This is a genomic window from Pseudoflavitalea sp. G-6-1-2 (assembly GCF_012927185.1).
Taxonomy (GTDB): domain Bacteria; phylum Bacteroidota; class Bacteroidia; order Chitinophagales; family Chitinophagaceae; genus Pseudobacter.
Map to the genome: position 1 here is coordinate 1,819,515 of NZ_JABBGB010000002.1, position 25,058 is coordinate 1,844,572.

The window sequence follows — 25,058 nt, forward strand, 5'->3', positions numbered from 1 at the left end:
AACTTCGCCTGAAATAAAGAGTGGTGCGGAATAACCGACGGGGCAATGGACCATAAAAAAAGCCTCCCATAGAGCTGGAAGGCTTTCTATTATTAGCATAAGTTTTTATCTATGCTGTTAATGCGATCAGTGCGCTGTAGTATCGTTCCAGTCTTTCGTTGTCTCCATCGAAATACAGGTATGGTTCAATCATTTCAAGTTCCATCAGTTGAAACACACCATCTTTGATAACACCATCCACGCGCGCATACAGTGTTTGAGCCGGTGCTGCCGCAACATATTCAGCTGCCTGAGTGATGTAATCCTGTTGCGGTGCAGGGTAGCTGATGCTTCCACCATGATAGTGCTGCACTCTGAAATCTCCCTGTTTCGGTGTTTTCAAAACGCTGTGGCTGTATGCACCATTGAAGAACAGAAACGACCACTCCCCTTCTTTTATTTCTTTGATGAATGGCTGCACCAGAAAATCTTCTTCTGCGATAAGGGCATCAATTTCGTTTGTCCTCTCAGCCAAATCTGCCTTATCGATAATCAGCGTATTTTTTGCGCCGGCACTCACACAAGGCTTAATTACCAGCTTATCTGTATTGAACTGATCGAAGTAGCGGCCGTCGAAAGTAGAACCTTTTTCGAGATAACCAGACGGGATCACTTTAAGCCCTTTGTCGGCAATCTCCAGCAGGTAGCGCTTGTTGCTGTTCCATTTCACCACCTCAACAGGGTTCAGCACTTTGATATGGAGCCCTTCGAGCATATCGAGCCATTCGATGAATTCGGTTAAGTTTTCATGATAATCCCAGGGTGATTTGATGATCACCACATTGTATTCTTTCCACTGAACAGTTGAATCGTTCCAAACCACTGCAGTAACATCGAGTCCTTTGCCTGCGAGAAACGTAAGCAGGTCGCGGCTTTCATCATTGGTAACTCCAACTGAGTACCTTGCCTGTTCCTGATAACCAACAAGTGCAACTTTCATATAAATCCGGTTTTTTAGATGCTTTTTTAGATCTGTCAATATTAAAAAATAAATCCTGTCCTGCGTAGCTGCATGGAACAGATTTCTTCAACAGAGGGCATTATCAATTTGTTCATCGTTTTGCAGGCCAGCTCTGTTGTTTAACTTATCTTTCCACTGTATTGAAAAGTTAACAATCATGCCTACGAAATCGATCAGCATATCCGTATCACCTGAAATAGGTAAAGTCTCGGCCATTCTCGTGGCTCCGTCGAAACCAACCTGCATCCTAACGCTTGCCCATGGCGCAGGTGCGGGAATGCAGCATGTGTTCATGGAAAATTTATCGGCTGCACTGGCAGCGGCCGGCATTGCCACACTCCGCTTCAATTTTCCTTTTGCAGAGCAACAAAAGAAGAGACCGGATTCTCCGGCTGTTGCCCATAAGACCATCGAAGCCGCCATCGATAAAGCCATTGCCCTGTATCCGGAGCTTCCTGTATTTGCAGCAGGCAAATCATTTGGAGGAAGGATGTCGTCCCAATACCTCTCTGCCAACCCGCGCAAGGATGTAAAAGGAATTATCTTCTTCGGCTTTCCGCTGCACCAACCGGGCAAACCGGGCATCGACAGAGCAGAACATCTGCAACAGGTAAAAGTACCGATGCTTTTTCTGCAGGGCACACGCGATACCCTCGCCAATATCGATATGATGGAGGAAGTATGTGATGGACTGAAAAAAGCCACGCTGGTGAAATTCGAAGGAGCAGACCATTCTTTCAAAGCCGGCAAAAAGGAAATGATTCCCCTGCTGGTGGAAGCCACTCAGAAATGGCTGGCGAAAAAAACAAAAAACCTCTAATTTCGGGTACTTGGATCTAACCCCACCATACAATGAACCGCTGCTGCTTCAACAGGTTGCCGAAGGAAATTCACTGGCCTTCCGACAACTGTTCGATCAGTATCAGCGCCGGGTTTACTCCTACTCATTTAAAATAACCAACTCACACGAAGTAACGGAGGACATAGTGCAGGATGTATTTCTCGAAATCTGGAATATCCGCCACCGCCTCCATGAAATTGAAAATTTCAATGCCTACCTCCACCGGATTGCACATAGCAAAGTCTATCGCAGCCTGCAAAGAGTGGCCAGGGAAGAACTGGTGCTTCAACACCTGAAACAGCAGGGCACACCGGTGGATGAAGCCGGCAAACCCTTGCTGAGCAAAGAGATCACTCATTTTATCCAATCGTTGGTTGAACAGCTCACTCCCCGCCAACGGGAAGTATTTCTGCTGAGCCGCGAAGAAGGACTCAAATATGAAGAGATTGCCCAGCGCATGGGCATTGGCTTCGAAACGGTGAAGTCTCATCTCGCCAATGCACTTAAATTTCTGCGTTCCGAAATCGGCAAACAATATGGTTCACAGGCAATCGCCATTCTCATTATCTGGGAATTGACTGCTCTGTAGAAAAATTTATTTTTTTCTCCCCCATTCGATTTTGTGCAGACTCTTATAGTTACTGAACGTCTGCTGTTACCATTTTACTTTTCCTATTCTGAATTGATCAAAGCATGAAAGAACGATTACAAGAATTGTTCGCGAAGCATTTATCCAGACAACTGAATGCTCGGGAGCGAACTGAACTGATGGGCCTGCTGCTGGAGCCTGCTCTGCAGGATGAGGTGATGCTATTGTTACAACCCGTCTGGGAAAACAGTGGCGGAGAACATGAATTTCCGGAAGCGAAGAAAGAGCTCTTTTTCCAAAATCTGTTTGAATCAGCCGAAGATGCGCCGGTTGTTCCTATCCGCCGGAAAGGCCGTCTGCGCTGGATTGCAGCAGCATCTGTTTTATTGGTATTGATGGCGGCGCTCTACTTCACCCTGTTCAACAGACAGCAGCCACCTATTGAAATTGTACAAACTAAGATCGACGTACCTGCTCCCAATTCCACCAACGCGCATATTCAGCTGGCTGATGGTTCTATTGTATTGCTCGACAGCCTTACTGCATTACAGCAAGGTAGCGTAGCTATTACAAAAGACAAGAATGGCCATGTAGTGTATAATGGTGAAGCAACTGAGCAGCGATACAACACATTGGTAAATCCCCGCGGCAGTAAAGTAGTGAATATCGAATTGGCAGACGGTACCAGAATCTGGCTCAACTCTGCATCTTCTGTAAAATATTTTACCAGCAACTCAGGCACATCGAGAGATGTGGAAGTTACCGGCGAAGCCTACTTCGAAGTGGCGAAGAATCCAAAACAACCATTCATCGTAAAGAAGGGTAATACCAACATCACGGTGTTAGGAACTCATTTCAACGTCAATGCCTATGACGATGAATCGGACATGAAGGTAACTCTGCTCGAAGGCAGTGTGAAAGTCGAAAATGTATTGCTGAAGCCATCAGAACAGATTGCCGTGAAAAACAGTGGTGATGCATCTTCCAGACTGTCAAAACCAACAACGGTGCAAACCGATGCAGTGGTTGCCTGGAAGAACGGATGGTTCTCTTTCAGGGATGCAAATGTAAAAACGGTGATGCGTCAGTTATCGCGCTGGTACGATATAGAAGTGGACTATTCAGGTACAATGCCTGCTAAAACTTTCACCGGAGATATCGGTCGTTCATTAACACTCACACAAGTGTTAAAAGGAATCGCCGGCACTACCGGCATAAAATATACATTCATCAACAACAGAAAAATACTGATACAACCATAATCACAGACTGCAGGTAACATAAAAAAACCGGGAGCAAAGATTGGCGTCCTGTCCCCGGTTCGATTAATGTTAACGCAAAGAGTATTTCGCAACTGCTTATTGTTAAACTTAAACCAAGTAAAGGTATGCAACCAAAGCATTTCCTCCAACCCCTGCTTTTTCAAAACCATTTAAAGAGAAGGGGTCCCACCAAAACGCTGTTAGTTATGAAATTGACCGCCATCTTTTTACTGGCATCTGTACTGCAACTCAGTGCAAAGTCAAATGCACAAACGGTTACATGGTCCGGCCACCGCGTGCCGATTGCCAAAGTACTGGAAGCCATAAAGGCACAAACCGGATATGGTTTCTTTTACAGCAACGAAGATCTTGCAATGACATCTCCGGTAACGGTTGCATTCAGAAATACGCCTGTGCGGGCCGCGCTGGAAATTACGCTTAAAGGCCAGGCGCTTGATTTTGAAATTCAGGGAACTACTGTATTCATCAGCAGAAAACCCGTTGAAGTTGCTGTTGCAGTTCCATTGAATGAGCCGGCAGCCGTGGAAATTCCCATTCCCGCTGATGAAATCAAAGGCATTGTGAGAGACCAGAAGAACGCTCCGATAGCCGGCATAACTGTTTTTGCCAAAAGAAGCGGCGCTTTGACTGTTACCGATAGTCATGGTTATTTTCTGCTGCACAATACACGCAATGGTGATACGCTGATTTTCTCCAGCGTAAACTACGAAACCGTTACCGTGGCTGCCAGAATGGACACCTACATGAACATCATCATGAAACAAAAGGTAGAAAAACTGGAGGCCATCGTTGTATACAATACCGGCTATCAGGAATTGCGGAAAGAAAGAGCCACCGGCTCATTCGGCAAACCCGATATGGAAGTATTCACCAAACGCATCGGCACGATGGACATCATTGCCCGTCTCGAAGGACAGGTAAGCGGATTACAGGTGCAGTCGGGTGTTGGCTCCGAATCTTACAACGGAAATGGCAACGGAATCGCAACGAGAAAAAGCATCGTTCGCGGCAGCAGCAGCATTCAGCTTACTTCAGATCCGCTGTATGTTGTGAATGGTGTACCTGTTGCCGAATACAGCGCAGTAAACCCTGATGATATCGAAAGTATCACTGTATTGAAAGATGCTACTGCAGCATCCATCTGGGGTGCAAGAGCCGCCAATGGCGTAATTGTGATCACCACCAAAAACGGCAATAAGAATCAGAAGTTATCCGTCAACTATAACGGGTTCTTCAATTTCGCCGGCAGGCCGGATTTCGGTGCAGTACGTTATCTGAACAGCAAAGAATATATACAGACTGCCCGCGAAACCTTCGACCCGGTGGCCGTTCCATGGGAAAGCCTTACCTACAGCACTATCGCTCCTCACGATCAGATCCTCTACGATATGCATCGCGGCATTCTATCCGATGCAGAAGGCAATCGCAAACTGGATAGTCTCGCTTCGATCGACAATTTTCCTCAGATAAGAGACAGATTCTACCGCAACGCACTCACCACCAACCATACCCTTTCTGTTTCTGCCGGCAATCAGAACTATTCGTTTTACGGATCTTTCGGTTATACCGGTATTCAAAGCAATCGCCCCGGTGAACGAAACGATGCATATAAACTGAACCTTAATCAGTCGATGAATTTCGGCAGCAGAGTAAAACTGCAGGTGAGCACATCACTGGTAAATCAGATCAGCAGTGCAAAGAACGCAATAACCGTGGGTAGCGATTTCATCCCTTATCAGTTATTCACAGATGGTGATGGCAACGGACTTCCGATGAGCTACCTCAGCGGATGGTCCGATTCGCTGAGAAACGATTACGCTTCGCGCAGCCGCATCAACCTCGATTATTATCCTGCAGAAGAAGAGAAGCTGCAAAGCTCTTACAACAATAATCTCAGCATCAATGTTACCGCCAACATCAACGTTAAACTTATCGAAGGGCTGAGTTTCAACGGAACATATGGTTATCAGAAATCTCCCGGTACGGTGAGATATTATTCAGACAACAAATTATTCAATCAACGCAAACAACTGGTAGGACTCACCATTGCTCCTACTGTTGATGATATTCCGGAATACCTGGTGCCAACTACAGGAGGCAGATTAACATCCGGCAGCAATGACCAGCGTAACTGGACAGTGAGAAACCAGCTTATCTACGATATTGGTCTCAGAGCCGGCAGAGACCGCCTCACTTTGCAGGCCGGACAGGAAGCGAACGAAGGTCTTCAAACCCGCACCACAACTGCTGTATTCGGGTATGATGAAGTGCTGAACACAGCGCCGCAGCTCGATCTGAAGAAACTGGCAGCCGGCATTCCGGGAACAGTAACCGGTTGGGGTTCCCTCTGGATTACGCCCTATGAATTGAACGAAGCACGCACCAGATTCATTTCTTATTTCGGTCTCGCCAGTTACACCTTCAATCAGAAATACAGCATCGATGCAAGCTGGAGACAGGATATGAGCAACCAGTTTGCCAACGATATCTCCATGCAAAACAAACCGTCTTACAGCTTCGGTGCAAAATGGCAAATCGGAAGAGAATCCTTTATGGAACCCATAAGATGGATCGATGATCTCGGCCTCAGAGCAACCTACGGCATTACAGGCAATTCCCCCACTGTAGGAGCAGCCACACTGCGCGATGTAATCAGCTCTATCAGTCAAGGGCATTTCGATGGCAGTTTCATCGGAGGAGAGGCTTTCGCCATCGACAGAATTGCCAACAAAAATCTTTCATGGGAAAGAACAGGCACCCTTAATATTGGCGCAGACTTCTCCGTCTTCGACAGAAGACTCAGCGGCTCCATAAACTATTACCACAAGAGAACCGTAGACCTGCTGGGACGTGTTCCCTTGAATCGTTTCACCGGTTTCAGTGGCACATCCGGCAACATCGGTTCATTGAGAAATCAGGGTTTCGAGTTCAATCTTCGTTCGGAGAATATCCGCCGAAAAAATTTCAGCTGGACAACAAGTGTAACGTTTAGTCACAACCGAAACAAATTGATCGACTATGCAATCCCCGGATCCTGGGCAAATTCTGCCGAGGCAAGAATTAACGCCAGAGAAGTGATCGGCTACAGCCTCAATGCCCTCTGGGCCTACAAGAATGCAGGGCTCAACAATCAGGGCGACCCGCAGATTGTTCTATCAGACAAAAGCATTTCCTCAGATCCCGAAATTGCAAAACTGGAAGACGTGTATTACATGGGCGTTACCTTACCTCCTGTGTATGGCGGTATCAGCAACACATTCTCCAGCAGAGGAATTTCACTGGCAGTAAATCTTGTCTACAATTTCGGAGCAGTGATGAGAAAAGATGTAAGCCGTTTCTATACAGACAGAATGGTAACATCCACTTCGTTCAGCGGTGCAAACTACACTACCATCTTATTGGACAGATGGAAGAAACCCGGAGACGAAGCCCACACCATCATCCCTGCCCATATCACAGATCAGGGTATTGCGTGGAGCAGAAGAAAAACCGATTACTATGAGAAATCAGATGTAAATATTGCAAAGGCAGATTATATCAAGATCAGAGATATCACTCTCTCGTATGAGCTGCCTTCAAAACTGCTTTCAACACTGAAGATCCAGCGGGCAAGCGTGTATGTGCAATCAACCAATTTTATGATCTGGAAAGCAAACAAGGAAGGTGTTGATCCTGAATTCGTAAGCTTTACCGGTGGATACAGAAGCATACCACCATCCAAACACAACTACAGCGTTGGCCTGAACCTGACATTCTGATTCATCTTTTCAAAACTCTACACCATGAGGTACATCATATTATTACTGGCAACAGCAGCATTAACCAGCTCCTGCAAAAAAAGCTGGCTCGAAATTGTTCCGTTGGGCGATCGTGTTGCGAAGACAACCGACGACTACGACAAGCTCATGAACAATAATGCATACTACTATACTTCAACCGGCGGCTGGAGCGAAGCGCAGCTAATGGGTGATGAAGTGGCTGCAGAGACTCCATTCTTTATCAACTTTGGCATTATCAGAGACCGGCTCTTTCAATGGAAGGATTCCATTTACACTTTGCCTCAGCAAAGTCCGTTTACACTTTCTGCCCACCTCGAACAAATGTATACCTGGAACAAAGTGATCAATGAAGTGATGAGTTCCACTGACGGAAGCGAGGCCAATAAAAAAAGAGTTCGTGCAGAAGCACGCGCCACAAGGGCATGGAGCAACTTCAATATGGCCAATTATTACTGCAAACCCTACAATGCAGTGTCAGCAAGCACAGATCCGGGCTTCCCAATTATCACGGAACCGAATGTAAACACAAAAACTTTTCCAAGAGGTACCGTGCAAGAGTTCTATGACTTCATCATAAAAGACCTCAAGGAAGCGCTGCCGGATCTTGCTGCAAAACCGAATATCGTAACACGCATGTCTAAACCTGCAGCAGAAGGCCTGCTTGGAAAAGTATATGTGTTCATGGGAAAATTCAACGAAGCGCTGCCCTACCTGAACGATGCAGTGAGCCATGTTACAGCAAATGGACAAACCAGCTTCTACGATTACAACCAAACGTTCCTGCCTAATGGAGCATTTATGCCCATCAACAATACGAGTGGCCCCAATTCACCCGGACAGATCAGAGATGATGTCCGCGAGGCGGTACTCTCCAAAGTCTGGTACAGCGGATCTTACGTAGGAAACGTTACCGGCAACAATGGACTGGTGCTCACGCCCGAAGCACAGGCGCTGTTTACACCGGGCGATTTCCGATTGTTGTTTTATACCGATCGCAATCCCAACAATGCCACCAATGCAGCAGGGCGCATCAGAAAATACGGCGTATCGTATTCCCGCTGGGGGCTGCAGCTGGCTGAGCTCTACCTGCTCAGAGCAGAATGCAAAGCAAGACTGAATGACCTTGGTGGCGCAGTAGCCGACCTCGAAATGCTTCGGAAAAACAGAATGACGCCCGCCACTTATGCCGTTCCGGGCACGGTTGCAGGCAATCAACAAGCTCTGATCAGATTCGTGATCGACGAGCGAACCAGAGAATTTGCAGGTGAGGGTTACCGTTGGTTCGATATGCGGAGGCTCAGTCAGGATCCCCTCTTTGCGCCCATTACATTCACCCATACGATGTACAATTCAGATGGAACCACATCTACCTATACATTGAAACAACCAAACAGGCTGGTGATGAAATTCCCAAGATTCATCATCGACACCAATCCTGAAATGGCAGACAATCCATAAGTAATCACCATACAAAATCCGGAGCAGAAACAGCCATGCACAAGGGGCTGCAGGGCATGCCATTGCCATGCCTCTTCAAAAAAAACCAATTATGAACAGTATCGTTAAACTGGAAAACTTATCTCACAGATATACCAGCGCCTGGGCTATCCGTGATATCAACCTGGAGATCGGACCAACCGGCATTACCGGGCTTCTCGGATCCAACGGCGCAGGAAAAAGCACCACCATGAATATCCTTTGTGGCGCCCTGAACCAAACTGAAGGAAATGTTTTTATCAATGGTATCGATATGCGTAAACAACCCGATCTCGCCAAACGCGAGATCGGATTTCTTCCGCAAAATCCGCCGCTATACATGGATTTTACAGTAGTTGAATACCTCCGCTATTGCGCCGGCCTTCGGTTAATGACGAAAGCAACCATGGAACCCGCCATCAAAGAAGCCATGGAACGCTGTGGCATAGCACATTTCAGCAGCCGGCTGATCAGAAATCTTTCAGGTGGTTATCGTCAGCGTGTAGGTATTGCACAAGCCATCGTACACAAACCCAAACTGGTGGTGCTCGACGAACCAACCAATGGACTCGATCCCAATCAGATCATAGAAGTTCGTTCGCTCATCAAGGAGATCGCACGCGATCGTGCAGTGATCTTCTCCTCGCATATCTTGACCGAAGTGCAGGTACTCTGCAAAGAGATCAGGATGATCGATCGCGGACGCATTGTTTTTTCCGACAGTATGGATGCATTCAACAACTACGTAGAACCGCACAGTGTGCTGCTCCATCTGGAGAATCCGCCATCCACCGAAGAACTACTGGCAATCCCCGGCATCACCAAAGCAGATTTTCTGAAAGAAAGACAGGTGAGGCTATACTTCACCGGCGATCAGGACATCACCGAAAAGATAGTGGAGACCAGCGTCCGCAACGGCTGGCGCCTGCGCGAGATCGGACTCGACAAAACCTCCCTCGACGAAGTATTCAAACAATTATCCAATCAATCAACCCAATAATTCTTCTCCATGAAAACTATTTTCAGAGTTGCGGGTGCAGAATTGCGAACACTCTTCTACTCCCCTATTGCCTGGTTTCTGATGATCGTATTTCTGATTCAGTGCGGCATTGTTTATCTCAGTTCCATGGAAGACCTTGCCATGCAACAGGAGATCGGAGGCAGGGCGCTCGACTACATGGCCAATCTTACAGACAGAATATTTCTCGGCTCCGGTGGTTTGTTCAATAATGTGATGCAGAATCTGTACCTGTACATCCCATTGCTTACGATGAGCCTTATCAGCCGTGAAACCAGCAGTGGCACTATCAAATTACTGTATTCATCTCCCATCAAAGTAAGACATATCATTCTCGGCAAATACTTGTCGATGGTGCTTTACAGCCTGCTGATGGTTGGCATCGTTTTCATCTTTCTGTTGTCGGGCATGTTCCAGATACAGTCTCCGGAAACAGGCATGTTAATGACAGCCATGTTAGGTTTCTTTTTGCTGTTGTGTGCTTACTCGGCAATCGGACTCTTCATGTCGTGCCTCACAACCTATCAGATCGTTGCAGCTATCTGCACATTCGTAATGATCGGCATTCTCAGTTATATCGGCACGTTGTGGCAGAAAATAGAATTTGTTCGCAACATCACTTACTTCTTATCGATGAGTGGGCGAACCAGCAAGATGCTGGCAGGTTTGATCACCACCAAAGATGTGATCTACTTTCTGCTGATCATTGCCATGTTCGTAGGATTCAGCATTCTGAAACTGAAAGGAGGCATGGAGTCGAAACCTTTATCAGTAAGGATCCTGAGATACGTATCTATCGTTGCTTCTGTTCTCTTCATCGGTTATCTCAGCACCATACCCGGTTTCATTGGTTATTACGATGCTACGAGCACTCAAAAAAGAACACTGAGCCCTAATGTGCAAAAGATCATCGCCGAAATGAAAGGCGAGCCGTTGGAAATAACTGCTTACAACAACCTGCTCGGAAATCACTGGTACCTGGGAGCGCCGGAATCTTACAATCAGGTGCTGCAGAACTGGGAGCCATACATGCGTTTCAAATCTGATATTCATTTAAAAACGATACCATACTACGACAGTGCATACGACAATCCATGGTTGCTGAAAGGCTATCCCGGAAAGAGTTTGAAAGAAATAGCAGAACAGTATGCCAAAACCAACGGAGTTGAACTGAGTGAGATCAAATCACCCGGCGAAATCAGAAAAGAGATCGATCTCAAACCAGAGATGAACCGTTATGTAATGCAACTCAAATGGAAAAATAAGACAACCTGGCTGCGCGTTTTCGATGATTCAAGAGTATGGCCGTCGGAAACCGAAGTGGCTGCTGCATTCAAGCGTCTGCTCGATACGAAGTTTCCGAAAGTTGCCTTTGCGACAGGGCATCTTGAAAGAAGCATCGGAAAGATGGGCGACAGGCAATACAGAACGCTGACCAATCTGAAAACCTTCCGCTATTCTCTGATCAATCAGGGTTTTGATGCAGATACCATTTCTCTTTCAACACGTGATATTCCCAACGATATTTCTGCATTGGTAATTGCAGATCCCAAGTTACCACTCAGTGATGCAGCGCTAAGCAGAATACAGCAATACATCGCCAGAGGCGGAAACCTGCTGATAGCCGGCGAACCCGGAAGACAATCCATACTCAACCCGCTTCTGCAGCCATTGGGAGTTCAAATGCTGGAAGGCCAGATAGTACAGCAGAGCAAAGATTTTTCTCCTGATCTGATCACTACTGCACCTACACCATTTGCCAACACTTTCACCAAACAACTTGCATTGAAAGCGGCTGATAGTCTTCCCATTACCATGCCGGGAGTAGCTGCATTGACATACACCGAAGTGCCGGGCTGGACAACAAAACCACTGCTTTTCAGCGACAGCCTGCAAAGCTGGAACAGAAAGCAAAAGCTCGATCTCGAAATTGTGGAAAGCGCAGAACCAACTGCTGACGGGCCCGGAGCCGTAGCCATGGCTATTCCGGCAATGGCTGCCGGAGGAGGGCCAGACGGAGAGAACGCATCGAAGAAAACCACCGTTTCCTATTCGCCTGCCGATGGAGATACCAGGGGCGCATTGCCAACTGCATTGAGTCTTAGCAGAAAACTGAATGGACTGGAACAACATATCATCATCACCGGAGATGCAGATTTCATGAGCAATGCAGAATTGTCGCGCTACAACATCCGCACGGCCAATTTCGCTTTCAACACAGCTTTATTCAGCTGGCTAAGTAATGGCGAATTCCCGATCGATGCTTCACGGCCTGAAGGAAAAGACAAGCGCATCAACCTGACACTGAAACAGGTGGCACTGTGCCGCATCCTGTACATCTGGGTACTGCCTGCATTGCTGCTTATCGGCGGAAGCGTATTCCTCATCAGGAGAAAAAGGAAATAATTGTACGATGGTATTCACAACAGATAAACAAACGTTGGAAGATCTGCGCATATTCAGCAGGCAATCCGACAACTCGATATACGATAATTTCAATCGCTGCGTCACCAGAGGTGGCGCAGCGGTATTGGAAGAGATGTTCCGGTACCCCATGTCGGACCATGAAGCGATAAACCGCCGTATAGCCATCTTCCAATATTTTGGTGCATCGGGAATTGCTTTTCCTTTTCAATCTGTGCTCTTCGATTCGGCAGAACCTTATCTCGACAACAACGACGAAAGAACAAGATTGTCTGCCGAGAAATTATCCATCACACAAAAGTTCACTGATCTCGTTGCACGTGAGAATGCCATAACCATGCTGCACAAAGGGATTCAGGCGTTGATCGAAATTCTGCAGGGACTCCGGAAATTTATTCAGACAATTCCGGAGAAAGGCTCAGCAGATTACTTTTCAGAGAAAGAAGCCATCACAAAACTACTGGACGAACCGGATCTCGCGGGCATTCTGAATGCATCAGGAAAAAAACCTTCGCCGCACGAAATGGCGATGTATGATGAACTGTTAAGATTCCGGCATCGTGATACCATGCAAAAATGCCTTCGGTTTGTTTATCAGCTCGACGTGTACATCAGCATCGGCATTATTGCAAAAGAGAAAGGTTATGCATTTCCAAAGGCGCTACCACGCGATCAGCATACGTTGACAATCGAAGGGCTGTATCATCCTCAGGTTGAACATGCAGTGCCCAACAACATCAGCATTACGCCCGAAGGGAATGTGATCTTTCTCACCGGAGCAAATATGGCGGGTAAATCTACCTTCATGAAATCGTTAAGCATTGCGATATTCCTTGCGCATATGGGTTTTCCGGTGCCAGCGAAATCGATGGAATTCTCCGTGCTCGACGGCATCTACACTACCATTAATCTGCCGGATAATCTCGGCATGGGCGCCAGTCATTTTTACGCAGAAGTACTGCGTGTAAAAAAGATGGCCAGCGAACTGAGCAGCAACAAAAACCTCTTCATCGTTTTTGATGAATTGTTCAGAGGCACCAATGTGAAGGATGCATACGAAGCCACCATCGAGATCACGGCAGCATTTGCAGGAAAGAAGAACAGTCTTTTTGTGATCAGCACCCATATTGTGGAAGCAGCGGATGTATTGAAGCAGCAATGCAGCAACGTGCGGTTCATTTACCTGCCGACGCGCATGCGTGGCAATCAGCCTGAATACACGTATCAGCTTGAAGCAGGCATCACCAACGACAGGCATGGCATGATCATTATTCAAAACGAAGGCATCATAGATATTCTCAACGCCGGGATCAAAAAACAACCTACTGTATGAGCTTTATCAGCGACAAGCAAACGCAGGACGACCTGAATCTGTTTGGCAAGTTCAGGCCTCACTCCATCTATAGTCTGTTCAATAAAGTTCACACAGCCGGAGGCGAACGCCTGCTCGATGAGTTTTTCCATAAACCCTTAACCGATCCCGGTTCCATTAATCAGCGCAGCCAGCTGTTCAGGTATTTCCATGAAAAGCAGCTTCAATTTCCTTTCCGGCATACCCCGTTCAGCGTTGTTGAGAATTATCTTAACAGCGCTGTTGCCGGAAATTCCGTTACAGCAACTATAGGCCTGCTCCGTAAGAAATGGATGGGATCGTTTCTGCGCGATGAGCAGTTTGAACAGATCCAAACTGGGTTATCAGGCACTGTCGAAATGCTCAATACCCTTCGCGAACTGATACGGAATATCGATTTGCCATTGGTGGAGCCCGCCAGAAAGATCCTCGAAGATCCGCGCCTCAGCTGGATTTCAAAAGAGCAGGATGCTGGCTCTTTTTCTGTATTGGAATTGTCTGGTTACGATCTTCTGTTGAGAAAGACAATGCAACGGGAGATGGAGATCATTCTGAACTGCGTGTATCAGCTCGATGTATTCATTCATGTAAGTGCAGTTGCACGTGAAAGAGGATTACAATATGCAACAGCATTACCCGCAACAGATAACAGATTTGCAACTGCTGCGCTCTGGCACCCGGCTATTGCTCAGGCAGTTGCCAATCCCTTGTCTCTCCACAGCAATAACAATGTGTTGTTTCTTACCGGCGCGAACATGGCAGGAAAATCTACCTTCATGAAATCATTCGGCATTGCTGTATACCTTGCCCATATTGGGTTTCCGGTGGCAGCTGCTGATCTGGAATTTTCTGTGCGGGATGGATTGTTCTCTTCGATCAATGTTTCGGATAACCTCAATATGGGGTACAGTCATTTTTATGCAGAAGTGCTTCGCGTAAAAAATGTAGCCACCGAAGTAAGCAACGGGCATAACCTGATAGTAATTTTCGATGAGCTGTTCAAAGGCACCAATGTAAAAGATGCCTATGATGCTACATTAGCAGTTACTACGGCATTTGCACAGTACAGGAATTGTTTCTTCATCATCTCCACCCATATAATCGAAGTGGGAGAAGCATTGAAACAAAACCATTCGAATCTGCAGTTCGCCTATCTGCCAACAAAAATGGAAGGGACGGTTCCGAGGTATACCTACCAGCTCACTGAAGGAATTACCAGCGACCGGCATGGCATGATCATCATTCGGAACGAAAAGATACTGGACATGATACGCTGATTGGCAAATATTCTCCTGTAAATGCAGCGTTCTGGCAGTTATCCTGCTAAACTGTCCAGTTTCAACCAATGGCACGAATGATGCTTCTAATTATGCAAATACATCAAATATGGCAAACCAAACTGCGATACTGGCCGGAGGTTGCTTCTGGGGAGTGGAAGAGCTGATCAGAGCATTTCCCGGAGTTACAGAAACACGCGTAGGTTATACCGGTGGCGATGTTCCCAATGCAACTTATCGCAACCACGGTACACATGCAGAGGCAATTAAGATTGGATTCGATGCAGACAAAGTATCGTATCGAAAATTACTGGAGTTCTTCTTTCAGCTTCATGACCCTACCACCCGTAACAGGCAGGGGAACGATATCGGCACTTCTTACCGTTCGGCTATCTTCTATCTGAATGAGGAACAGCAAAAAACAGCTACAGACCTCATAGAAGAACTGAACGCAGCAAAGATCTACCCACGCCCGATTGTAACGGAAGTTACTGCAGCGTCGGATTTCTGGGATGCAGAAGAAGAGCATCAGAATTATCTGCAAAAGCATCCTTTTGGATATACCTGCCATTATGTTCGCCCCGAATGGCAACTGACGGCTGAAAAGAAATAACATAACATATCAGCAGATCATTGTTTTGCTGTAAGCTGTGCCGCAAGGATATAGCTTACAGCAATTTTTTTGGGTAGAAATGAATACGGCAACGAATCAGGATTTAGTTAGATTTGATCTATAAATCATTTATCCATGACAAATGCATCGGGTATACCTCAACTATTTCTGCGAATAGCGCTTGGTGTAGGGTTTCTGTTTCCTGTAATGGATCGCTTAGGACTTTTCGGTGAGCCCGGAGCACCAAACGTTGCCTGGGGCGACTGGGATCATTTCACCATTTACACCAATAGCATATTGCCGTTCCTCAGCCGACCGCTGGCGAGTATCATGGGCGGCATTGCCACTGCTGCTGAAGCTGTTTTCGGCATTTGCCTCATACTCGGTTTCAAAACCAAATCGATGGCGATGGGCAGTGCACTGCTGACACTGACATTCGGTATCTGCATGATGATCTTTCTGGGCATCTACGCTCCTTTTCAATATCCCGTTTTCGTATTCACAGGCGCCGCACTTGTATTGAGTAAAGTAAGCTATTACAAATGGAGTGTGGATGCGGCTTTGCTTCCAGGATAATTTAATCTGGGTAATAAAAAGAGAAGGCCTTACATTTTTGGTGTAGGGCCTTCTTTTTGGTAAGATCAGTGGAGGAAATTATTTCTTCATAAACCTGATCGCCTTCAGTTCACCATTTCTGTTCACAATACTGATTGTATAAGTTCCGGTGATTAATCTTGTTGCACTGATATCCTGCAAAGCTTTTGTTATTCTGCCCTGCATCACAAGCCTTCCTGCATTGTCGTAAATATTGTACAGATCACCTGCATGTACATTTTCGAGGTACAGTATTTCTCTTACAGGATTTGGATAGAGCCTGATCGGCTGATCACTGCAACCTGCCGGAGCATTGAGTCTGATGATCTTGCTGTATGTTATGGTACCATCTCTGTCCACCATTTTCAACCGGTAGAAATTCAGCGCTGCATTGATATTGATCTGCAATTCATATTTATTTTCTCCGATGATATTTCTTGCAGGGATAATTGAAGCAGGTGCCCATGAAGTGCCATCAGTACTTTGTTCCAGTTCAAAATGAGATACACCGGATTCTTCAGCAGTTGTCCAGTAAATATGAGCAATACATTTCTCTGCTTTTGCAGTAAAGCTGATGAGCTTCAATGGCAGTGGCGATTTGGGTTCAGTGAATACGTAGAATTTACTGAAGCCGGTAATATCGAATCCAACTTCCCATCGTTCGGCAAATGCGTTCCAGAAAGCAAACTGAGGAGTGATGGTGGTTTCAGCGCCGCCTGAAACTTTTCGTATCCTGATATTGGCATTATTGGCACTCATATCCGGATCATCTGTATCAGGAAGCGGATGCCTGATATTGGCATTCACGGTATTGTATTCTTTGAATTCAGCTTGTTTGAAATACAGTACCATCGAAGCAGTTGCAGTGCTGCCGTTATTCTCCGGAACGATCTCATAGGAACGTTTTACATATCGGGGAAGATTAGCAGCCAGCAGCTCAACAGCAGCAGTGGTATGGCCACCGACGGGATTGGCGCCTCTTCCGGTTATGGAAGCGATGAGGGTCTGGCAATCTGTTCCGTACCAAGTAGTGCCATCATTCAGCTGCCATGCTTTTGTGGTAGTGGTCACCATTGGCAGTGTAGCTTTATTATAATCCACTATCGCGTTGGCTTCACTGGCGCCGATATCGATTCTGCCTAATTGCACGCGGGGCGTTCCGCCGATAATTGTAAGCGGAAGATTCAATCCGGTTGTATCTGTTGTTCCGGTATTAATAGCAGGACTGCAGGCACTGAGATTGTAATCACCATGTGTAAATGGTCTGTTGTTATTGCTCCAGCCAGGTGCAACAAATTTCACATCAAGATTGGAAGCAAGATTACCTGTTCCGCCACCACTCCAGTAAGACACAGTACTATAATTCACAGCAACAGTGGAGTTGCTGGACTTTATTCCAGTGCCATCGCCGGTAACGATGCTGTTGGTTATTTTGAGATCGCTGTCAAAATTATGAATGGTAGCAGATCCGAATTCAATGTTACCATACAAGGTGCAATTGCTAAGCTGCACAATGGAATGATTTAAATTCTGCATTGCACCACCATAAAATTGAACAGCAATATTTCCGATAAAGAAGGAGTTGAGGATATTGACAGTTGAATTATCGTTGTACATGCCGCCGCCACCCTCACCACTGCCTGCGTTTCCGGCGATATAACAATTGATGATGGCAGGTTTTGAATTAAAATTGGAGATGGCACCACCTGCTGATGCTAAATTGCTCAGGAACCTGCAGTCGATGATCCTGGCATTGGCATTCTGTGTATTGTGAACCGCACCACCAGCATAAACCACTTCATTCTGTTCAAACTCGCAGCGGGAAATGATGGGAGAGGATTCATTGTAGTTGGCAATAGCGCCGCCGCTCAGCCAGGCTACGCTCTGAGAGAACCTGCAATTGCTTATTTCAGGTGATGACTGATCATTGTGAATGGATCCACCCTCATTGGAGCATGACACATCTGTAAAGTTGTTATTTCTGAGTGCGATCTTGCCGGCAAGATGATTTGTATTGTGCAGATAGATGGCGCCGGCATTGTACTGTGCGAGTGTCACACCGTTGTATACGTAGCTGTTGTTGCCGGTTGCAAATCCCTGGGTAAAAGTAAATCCATCCACTACAATACTGTCAGCGGCTGCTGAAATACCGGCGATCACCATTACGTGGTATACATTGCCCATATATCCCGCGGGACCAATATCTCCACTCAATATGGTTTTGTTCGATGTAATATTTCTCGCACCGCCACCCGAGGGATAGCCGCCGAATAATTTCAGTCCGCCATTTGATCTGATCACAAATGCGCTGTTCCTGTCGAGGCTTCCTGAAGAACCTACCGGTGTATACGTCCCTTTTGCAACCAGAATGCTGTCAATTCCGGTGCAGACTGTTGCGATACTCATGGCATCGCTCAATTCTTTTATTGCCTGCGACCAGCTGCTGCCATCACCTGATGTGCTCACAGAATTGTCTACAAAAATTTTGTTGCCACTGAAACTTTGATTGGAAATATTTACAGAAGTATTCACGGTACAACTATTCGCATCTGTTATCAGGCAGGAATAGGTACCGGCAGACAGACCGCTGACAGAAGCTGCATTGCTTCCGTTTGACCACATGTATGAATAAGGAGCAGTGCCACCATTACCTTGTAATATCACTGATCCTGCAGTACCAGATCCGCAATAGTCATTTGTTTTTCTAATTGTCTGTACACTCAACGTAGCAGGCTCAGTAATGGTGAATGATCTGCCGGTTGTGCATCCATTAGCATCTGTTACCTGAATATTGTAGCTGCCTGCTGTAAGTGAACTAACCGATGATCCCGAAGCAGCAGTGTTCCAACTGTAACTATATGGTGCAGTGCCGCCACTTACTGTAATAGTTGCAGCACCTGTATTGTTTCCATTGCACAAAACATTGGTCTGATCAAATGTGTGCGTCAGCGCAGCTGCTGGCTGAGTGATGACAAAGTTGATCGTAACCGAGCATCCGACCACATCTTTCACAACACAGGAGTAAGCACCTGCATGCAGATCATCGATGCGGTAACTTATTTTCCCGTTGTTCCATGTGTAGCTATATGGCGCAACGCCCCCGCTCACAACAACCATTGCTGATCCTGTATTCATATTGAAACAGTTCACGTTGATTTGATCACTGGTAGCACTCAGTGCAGATGCAGGTTGACCAACCGCCACATTCACTGTAGCTGTACAGCTATTGGCATCGGTAACTGTGCAGGAATAAGTTCCGGCAGATAAATTATTAATGGTTTGTGCCGTACTGCCATTGTTCCAGCTATAGGAATAAGGCGCTTCACCACCGCTCGCGGTTGCTGTTGCCGAACCGGTATTTCCGGCAAAGCAAATATTGTCTGTATGGGAAACTGTTGCACTCAATGCAGAGGATGGTTGAGTAATTGTAATGACTTTTACTGAAGTACAACCCAATGCATCTGTAACGGTGCAGGTGTACACGCCTGCTGTCAGGTTTATAATGCGACGCCCTGTTGCACCATTAGACCATGCATACTGATATGGAGCAAGGCCTCCACTCACAGCCACTTCAGCGGCGCCGGTGTTGCCATTGAAGCAACCAACAACAGTTTTGGCGGCAAGAACAGTGATGGCAGAAGCAGGTTGATTTATAATGATTGTTTTATCCGCAGTACATCCGGCAGCATCGGTAACTCTGCAGGTGTAAGTACCGGCTTTCACGTTGTTGATGGTACTACTCACAGCACCATTCGACCATAGATAATTGTATGGAGCAACGCCACCGCTTACAGTCAGCTCTGCATTTCCGGTATTGGCATTGAAGCAAATTACATTCGTATGCGTTTCATCAACTACAAGCGCTGATGCAGGTTGAACAATGGTTACTGTTGTTGATGCCGTACATCCATTGGCATCAGTGAGGGTACAGTTGTATGTTCCGGCAGGGAGAGTATTGATGGTTTGGGTTGAACCTCCGTTACTCCAGTTATAAATGTAAGGAGCCACACCTCCATTCATAGTGGCTGTTGCAATACCGGTATTGCCATTGTAGCAGGCGATGTTGGTATGAGTTTCTGAAGCAGTAAGTGCTGCAGCAGGTTGGGTGATCGTAATAGTTTTTACAAGCGTACATCCTGCAGCATCGGTGATGTTGCAGGTGTAAATTCCCGCGGTCAGTGATGATACTGAGGGCGCGGTGGCCCCATTGGACCAGGAATAAGAATAAGGGGCTGTTCCATCTGCTGCGACAACCGTAGCAATACCGGTACTTCCATTATAGCACAACACATCTGTTTGGGAGGTAGCAGCAGAAAGCGCCGCTGCGGGTTGAGTAATGGTGAGGCTTTTCGTAATCACACAACCTGCGGCATCTTTAATAGTACAGGTATAGGTTCCGGCGGATAACCCGGTCAACTCTGTTGCAGTACTGCCATTGGACCAGCTATAAACATATGGCGCTGTACCACCTGATGCAATTACTTTGGCTGTACCAGTACTCCCTCCATAACATTTGATATTGCTTTGTTCAGTAGTTGCATCGAGAGCAGATGCCGGTTCAGTAATAGTCACTGTATTATCAACAGCACATCCATTGGCATCGATAACCATGCAGGAGTAATTTCCTGCCGGCAAATCACTGATTGTTGGAGTCTTCGCTCCATTGCTCCAGTTGTATTTGAATGGAGCCGTTCCTTTAACTACAGTAGCCATTGCACTCCCTTTATCTCCAAAACATTTGATATTGATTGGGGTAACAGTTGCCTCAAACATGAGACAGTTAACGAAGGGACTTTCATAAGCTCCCATATCTACCGCCCCCTGTTGAAAACGGCTGGCTCCTGCAAGATCAGTACCAATGCCGGAAGGCAATAAAGCATTGTTTCCTCCGTCAATAAGCTGACTGGAATTCAGCAAATTGTAATTGCCCGCAGTATTAGGCGTATTGCCATTTGTGGGATCGTTCCTGTTGATGAATTTCGGTTCAAAAAACAGGTTGTTTCCATGATCATTGCCTGAAGCATTTTCCCATGTTCCGGTTGCAGATTCCAGCATAGAGTAGCTGAAACTGGCCGTACCACCGGAATTATTGTATATATTGGAAGGAGCAGCTGCTGCGTCCCTGTTACCATAGACAATGGAATTACGGAAGATCACATTCACTCCATTTCCACGATTAAAGGAACCGCCTGCATTCACCGCATAGTTATCTGCAATAGTTGAATTGATGAACACCGGGCTGCTGTTATCATTGAATACCCCACCACCAAACATGGCCTGGTTACCACTGATCAATACATTGATGAGCGTGGGAACGGAGCCAAAATAATTGCTCATGCCTGCGCCATTATCAGTGGATACATTTCCCTGCAATTTGCAATTGATTATATATGGTGATGATGCCAGCACAAATATCCCCGCTCCCTGTCTGGCCCTGTTGCCATGGAACCAGCAGTTTCTGATCATTATCTTTGAATGGCTGTTTGAGTTTGCTACCAGCAAACCTGCTCCGATATCACGGCTATAGGCAAGGCCATTATACGTAGTGTTTCCTGATCCATTCCCATTGGCATTGTTGAAAACCAGGCCATCGACAACCACACTATCTGCAGCTGCATTGATACTTGCAATCACCATAATGTGATAGCTGTTATCTGTATTGCCACCGCCGCCAATATTCCCACTCAGTATGGTGGGATAATTTTCAATATCACGGGTACCGCCACCGGAAGAATACCCTCCGTATATTTTCAGATTTCCTTTTGACGGGATGATGAACGCTGCTTCTCTGTCAAGCCCTGCAGTTGGATAATAGGTTCCCTGCGCTATCATAATGGTATTGATGGCTGGGCAGGTATTCACTGCAAGAAATGCTTCGGCCAACGTTTTGACCGCTTTATTCCAGGAGCTTCCATTTCCTGATTGCGCTACGGAAGCATCCACATAGATCACATTGGAAGTTTCACCACATGCAATGAATGTACTTTCGTATGCACCCATATCTGTTCTGCCAGCCATTACACGGGATTGACCGGATAGATCAAATATGCTTAACGGAAGACTGATGATATCAGGCATGCCTGCATTAATAGCCGGACTTCCCACCTTCAATGTAAACCCGTCATCAGCAGTACCCCAGTTTCCATCACCTCCTGCCGGGTTACCTGCATTGCTGAACATTGGATCTGCATTGATATTTCCTGTACCTGCATACACGCCGCTTGCCTGCTGAACATTACTGTAGCTGATGTTCAGGGTAGCACTATTCTGTATATTATTGGCGCCATTATTCCAAAGTATCGATCCCAGTATATTTAAGTTGGAAGATCCGGAGTTGTTGATGCCTGATACGTTTGCAGCAATGGTACAGTTCACTACTGTAACTGTTGCTTCAAGAGAAAAGATAGCCGACCCGTTTACAGCACTGTTACCGGTAATCAAAGAGCCCGATAAACGAAGATCATTTGTTTTGTAGGCAAATAAGCCGCCACCATTATTGACATCAGAATTATTTGCAATCACGCAATTGCTGATCAGTGCAGAAGACTCCATGCAGTACACGCCTGCTCCCCACTCTTTGGCACTGTTGCCGGTGATTGTACAATTACGAAGCGCCAGCTTTGTTCCGATATTGTTATTCTGCCGGAACAATACTGCACCACCTTCATTCTGATGCGTATTGATGCTGTTGTAATAAAACACATGGCCTCCATTCGCATTAGCCTTTGTGATGGTGAATCCATCGATCACCACACTATCTGCACCGGAAGAAGTACCCGTCATTACAATGATATGATGGCTGTTGTCGCTGTTATTTCCGGAAGCACCAATGTCACCACTAAGGATCGTTGGGTTCTGCTGATAGTTTCTTGCTCCTCCTCCATTCGGGTAACCTCCATAAATTTTTATTCCACCACGTTGCGGAATGAGGAAGCTCATATCTCTGTCTGTACCACTCTGATCACCTGTAGGAAAGTATGTACCTCTCGCTACGAGGATGGTATTTATGTTAGGGCAGGTTCTTGCACGATCCAGTGCTTCGCCGAGCGTTCTGAATGCTGTGCTCCAGCTGCCGCCCTCGCCTGATGCAGGTTTCGAGCCATCAACATACAGGGTGGTGCTTCCGCAGAAAACAGTATGCACACTTTCATAAGCACCGATATCCACCACATTGCCTTGTATGCGTTGCGCCCCTGTTATATCTGAAGTGAGATCAGCAGGCACTTCGGCATTGCTTCCCATGTTAATGGCAGGACTTATAGCCTGCAGTCTCAATCCATCATCCGAATTTCCTATGATATTATCCGCACCATCAGCATCGGAGGGATTTATGAATTGCGGATCAAGCGTCATATCCACATTATTGGAAAATGTGAATTTGACAATACTGCCTGAATTGGGGGTCATGCTCTGTATCAGACTGTTTATCACTTTCCCCCAGTTATTGTATAGATCCAGTCCGCTGCTGTTACCTGCAATGATAGAGTTGCGGATAACCAGATTATCCGGAACATTGGGCGGAATGAGCTCCGAGCTTTCAATAGCACCACCTCTGATGGTTGCTGTATTGCTGGTAATGGTGCAGTTGAGTATACCATAAGCAGAACGCAGGCCTCTCAATGCACCTCCGTACTCTGCACTATTTCCATAGAAAAGACAGTTGATCAGATCAGCGCCTGAACTTTCACTGTTGATAGCTCCGCCCTGTGCTGTACTGTTGCCATCAAAAATGCAGTATTTGAATGAGGGTATCCCATTGGTGTAATTATGAACAGCTCCACCGGAAAATGAGGCAGTATTTCCTGAAAACCTGGTATTGATAAATTGAGGATTGGAAGCATTGTTATAAACAGCCCCTCCCACATAGGCATTATTGCCATTGAACCTGCAATTGGTGAGTACAGGAGTGGAGCGATTATTGAACATTCCTCCTCCTCCGGAAAACTGATTTCCATGCCCAACCCTGTTATTATTGAATTCACAGTTGGTGATAACAGCAGTGGAAAACACACCGCCAATACCACCTCCGTTACCTATATTTTCAGCGCCGGCAAGGTTATTGGAGAAAATACAATCGATGATCGCAGGGCTGGATATATGGTTGTACATCCCTCCTCCATCTGAATCTGCTTTATTGCCTGTAAAAATACAGTTGCGAACAGTGGGTGATGCATTTTCATTATACATACCACCACCATTGCCGCTGGTGTATCCGTTATAGAGAGTAAACCCATCGAGTACAGCAGCAGCAGTTAAACCATTATTGATATTCTGAAATACTCTGTTGAACATGGGACCGCCCATGATGCGGGTGTTACCGATGAGACGGCTCGTATTGGCAGTATAATTTCTGGCCGCCATGCCGGGATTGCCGGTGTTGGGAAATCCGCCATAAAGCTTCACTCCCTCTTTCATTACCAACGGCACATTACTGGCTGTTTGATAATCACCCGCAGCCACCCACACTTCATCACCGGCATTACTGGCATTGATCATTGCCTGAAAATTGCCGGAGGCGTTTGCCCAGCTGCTTCCATCTCCTGCAGCTCCTGATTTTATATAACGGATTGTTTGTGACTGAAGGGTTACAGTCAGTCCAACAAGCAGTGCAGTAATGAGTAGTCTGTGGAATATCTTTTCCATTTTTCCAATAGGGTTCCAGGGGTTAAAAGGGGATGCATTATTGATTTACATAATGCAAAAGGTTACGTAAAGAAAAGCGATGTAATATGATATTGAAATGGAGTGGCGGATGCCTGAAGGGCTTCCCGAAAAAAGGTGTTTTTCCGGTAGGTCTCTGAAACCGATGCCAG

General features: G+C 46.3%; 13 protein-coding genes. 11 read left to right on the forward strand and 2 right to left on the reverse strand.

Annotated elements, in window-relative coordinates:
- Positions 1–109 precede the first annotated feature (109 nt).
- Positions 110–979 (reverse strand): hypothetical protein, encoded by an 870-nt coding sequence (locus HHL16_RS16880; protein WP_169426351.1) that lies wholly within the window; start codon positions 977–979, stop codon positions 110–112.
- Between the two features lie 178 nt (positions 980–1,157).
- On the opposite strand from HHL16_RS16880, the gene HHL16_RS16885 reads away from it, so the two are divergent.
- The 11 genes from HHL16_RS16885 (at position 1,158) to HHL16_RS16935 (ending at position 16,227) form a co-directional block, all read left to right on the forward strand.
- Positions 1,158–1,820, forward strand: coding sequence for an alpha/beta family hydrolase (locus HHL16_RS16885; protein ID WP_169426352.1), 663 nt, complete (start codon positions 1,158–1,160; stop codon positions 1,818–1,820).
- A gap of 10 nt (positions 1,821–1,830) precedes the next feature.
- On the forward strand, positions 1,831–2,430 hold the full coding sequence (locus HHL16_RS16890; protein ID WP_169426353.1) for an RNA polymerase sigma-70 factor: 600 nt from the start codon (positions 1,831–1,833) through the stop codon (positions 2,428–2,430).
- 104 nt (positions 2,431–2,534) lie between these two features.
- A complete protein-coding gene (locus tag HHL16_RS16895; RefSeq protein ID WP_169426354.1) occupies positions 2,535–3,692 on the forward strand; it encodes a FecR family protein in 1,158 nt (385 codons plus the stop codon).
- Positions 3,693–3,898: 206 nt separating this feature from the next.
- On the forward strand, positions 3,899–7,471 hold the full coding sequence (locus HHL16_RS16900; protein WP_169426355.1) for a SusC/RagA family TonB-linked outer membrane protein: 3,573 nt from the start codon (positions 3,899–3,901) through the stop codon (positions 7,469–7,471).
- Between the two features lie 24 nt (positions 7,472–7,495).
- Positions 7,496–8,950 carry a RagB/SusD family nutrient uptake outer membrane protein gene (locus HHL16_RS16905; protein WP_169426356.1) on the forward strand — a complete coding sequence of 485 codons (1,455 nt, stop codon included), beginning with the start codon at positions 7,496–7,498 and terminating at the stop codon, positions 8,948–8,950.
- Positions 8,951–9,041: 91 nt separating this feature from the next.
- Positions 9,042–9,968, forward strand: a complete 927-nt coding sequence (locus HHL16_RS16910; RefSeq protein WP_206022452.1) for an ABC transporter ATP-binding protein — start codon at positions 9,042–9,044, stop codon at positions 9,966–9,968.
- 9 nt (positions 9,969–9,977) lie between these two features.
- Positions 9,978–12,392: a Gldg family protein gene (locus tag HHL16_RS16915; protein WP_169426357.1), complete on the forward strand. Its 2,415-nt coding sequence runs from the start codon at positions 9,978–9,980 to the stop codon at positions 12,390–12,392.
- Between the two features lie 7 nt (positions 12,393–12,399).
- Entirely contained in the window at positions 12,400–13,743 is a 1,344-nt protein-coding gene (locus HHL16_RS16920; RefSeq protein WP_169426358.1) for a DNA mismatch repair protein, read from the forward strand.
- The gene (locus tag HHL16_RS16925) at positions 13,740–15,038 is read left to right on the forward strand and encodes a DNA mismatch repair protein (protein ID WP_169426359.1); all 1,299 of its coding nucleotides are present in this window, start codon (positions 13,740–13,742) and stop codon (positions 15,036–15,038) included. The genes HHL16_RS16920 and HHL16_RS16925 overlap by 4 nt, the downstream gene beginning before the upstream one ends.
- 109 nt (positions 15,039–15,147) lie before the next feature.
- The gene (msrA, locus tag HHL16_RS16930) at positions 15,148–15,651 is read left to right on the forward strand and encodes a peptide-methionine (S)-S-oxide reductase MsrA (RefSeq protein WP_169426360.1); all 504 of its coding nucleotides are present in this window, start codon (positions 15,148–15,150) and stop codon (positions 15,649–15,651) included.
- A gap of 135 nt (positions 15,652–15,786) precedes the next feature.
- Positions 15,787–16,227 carry a DoxX family protein gene (locus tag HHL16_RS16935; RefSeq protein WP_169426361.1) on the forward strand — a complete coding sequence of 147 codons (441 nt, stop codon included), beginning with the start codon at positions 15,787–15,789 and terminating at the stop codon, positions 16,225–16,227.
- 78 nt (positions 16,228–16,305) lie between these two features.
- Here the strand turns inward: HHL16_RS16935 and HHL16_RS16940 are convergent, their stop codons facing one another.
- Positions 16,306–24,888, reverse strand: a complete 8,583-nt coding sequence (locus HHL16_RS16940; RefSeq protein WP_169426362.1) for a choice-of-anchor Q domain-containing protein — start codon at positions 24,886–24,888, stop codon at positions 16,306–16,308.
- Between the last annotated feature and the right edge of the window lie 170 nt (positions 24,889–25,058).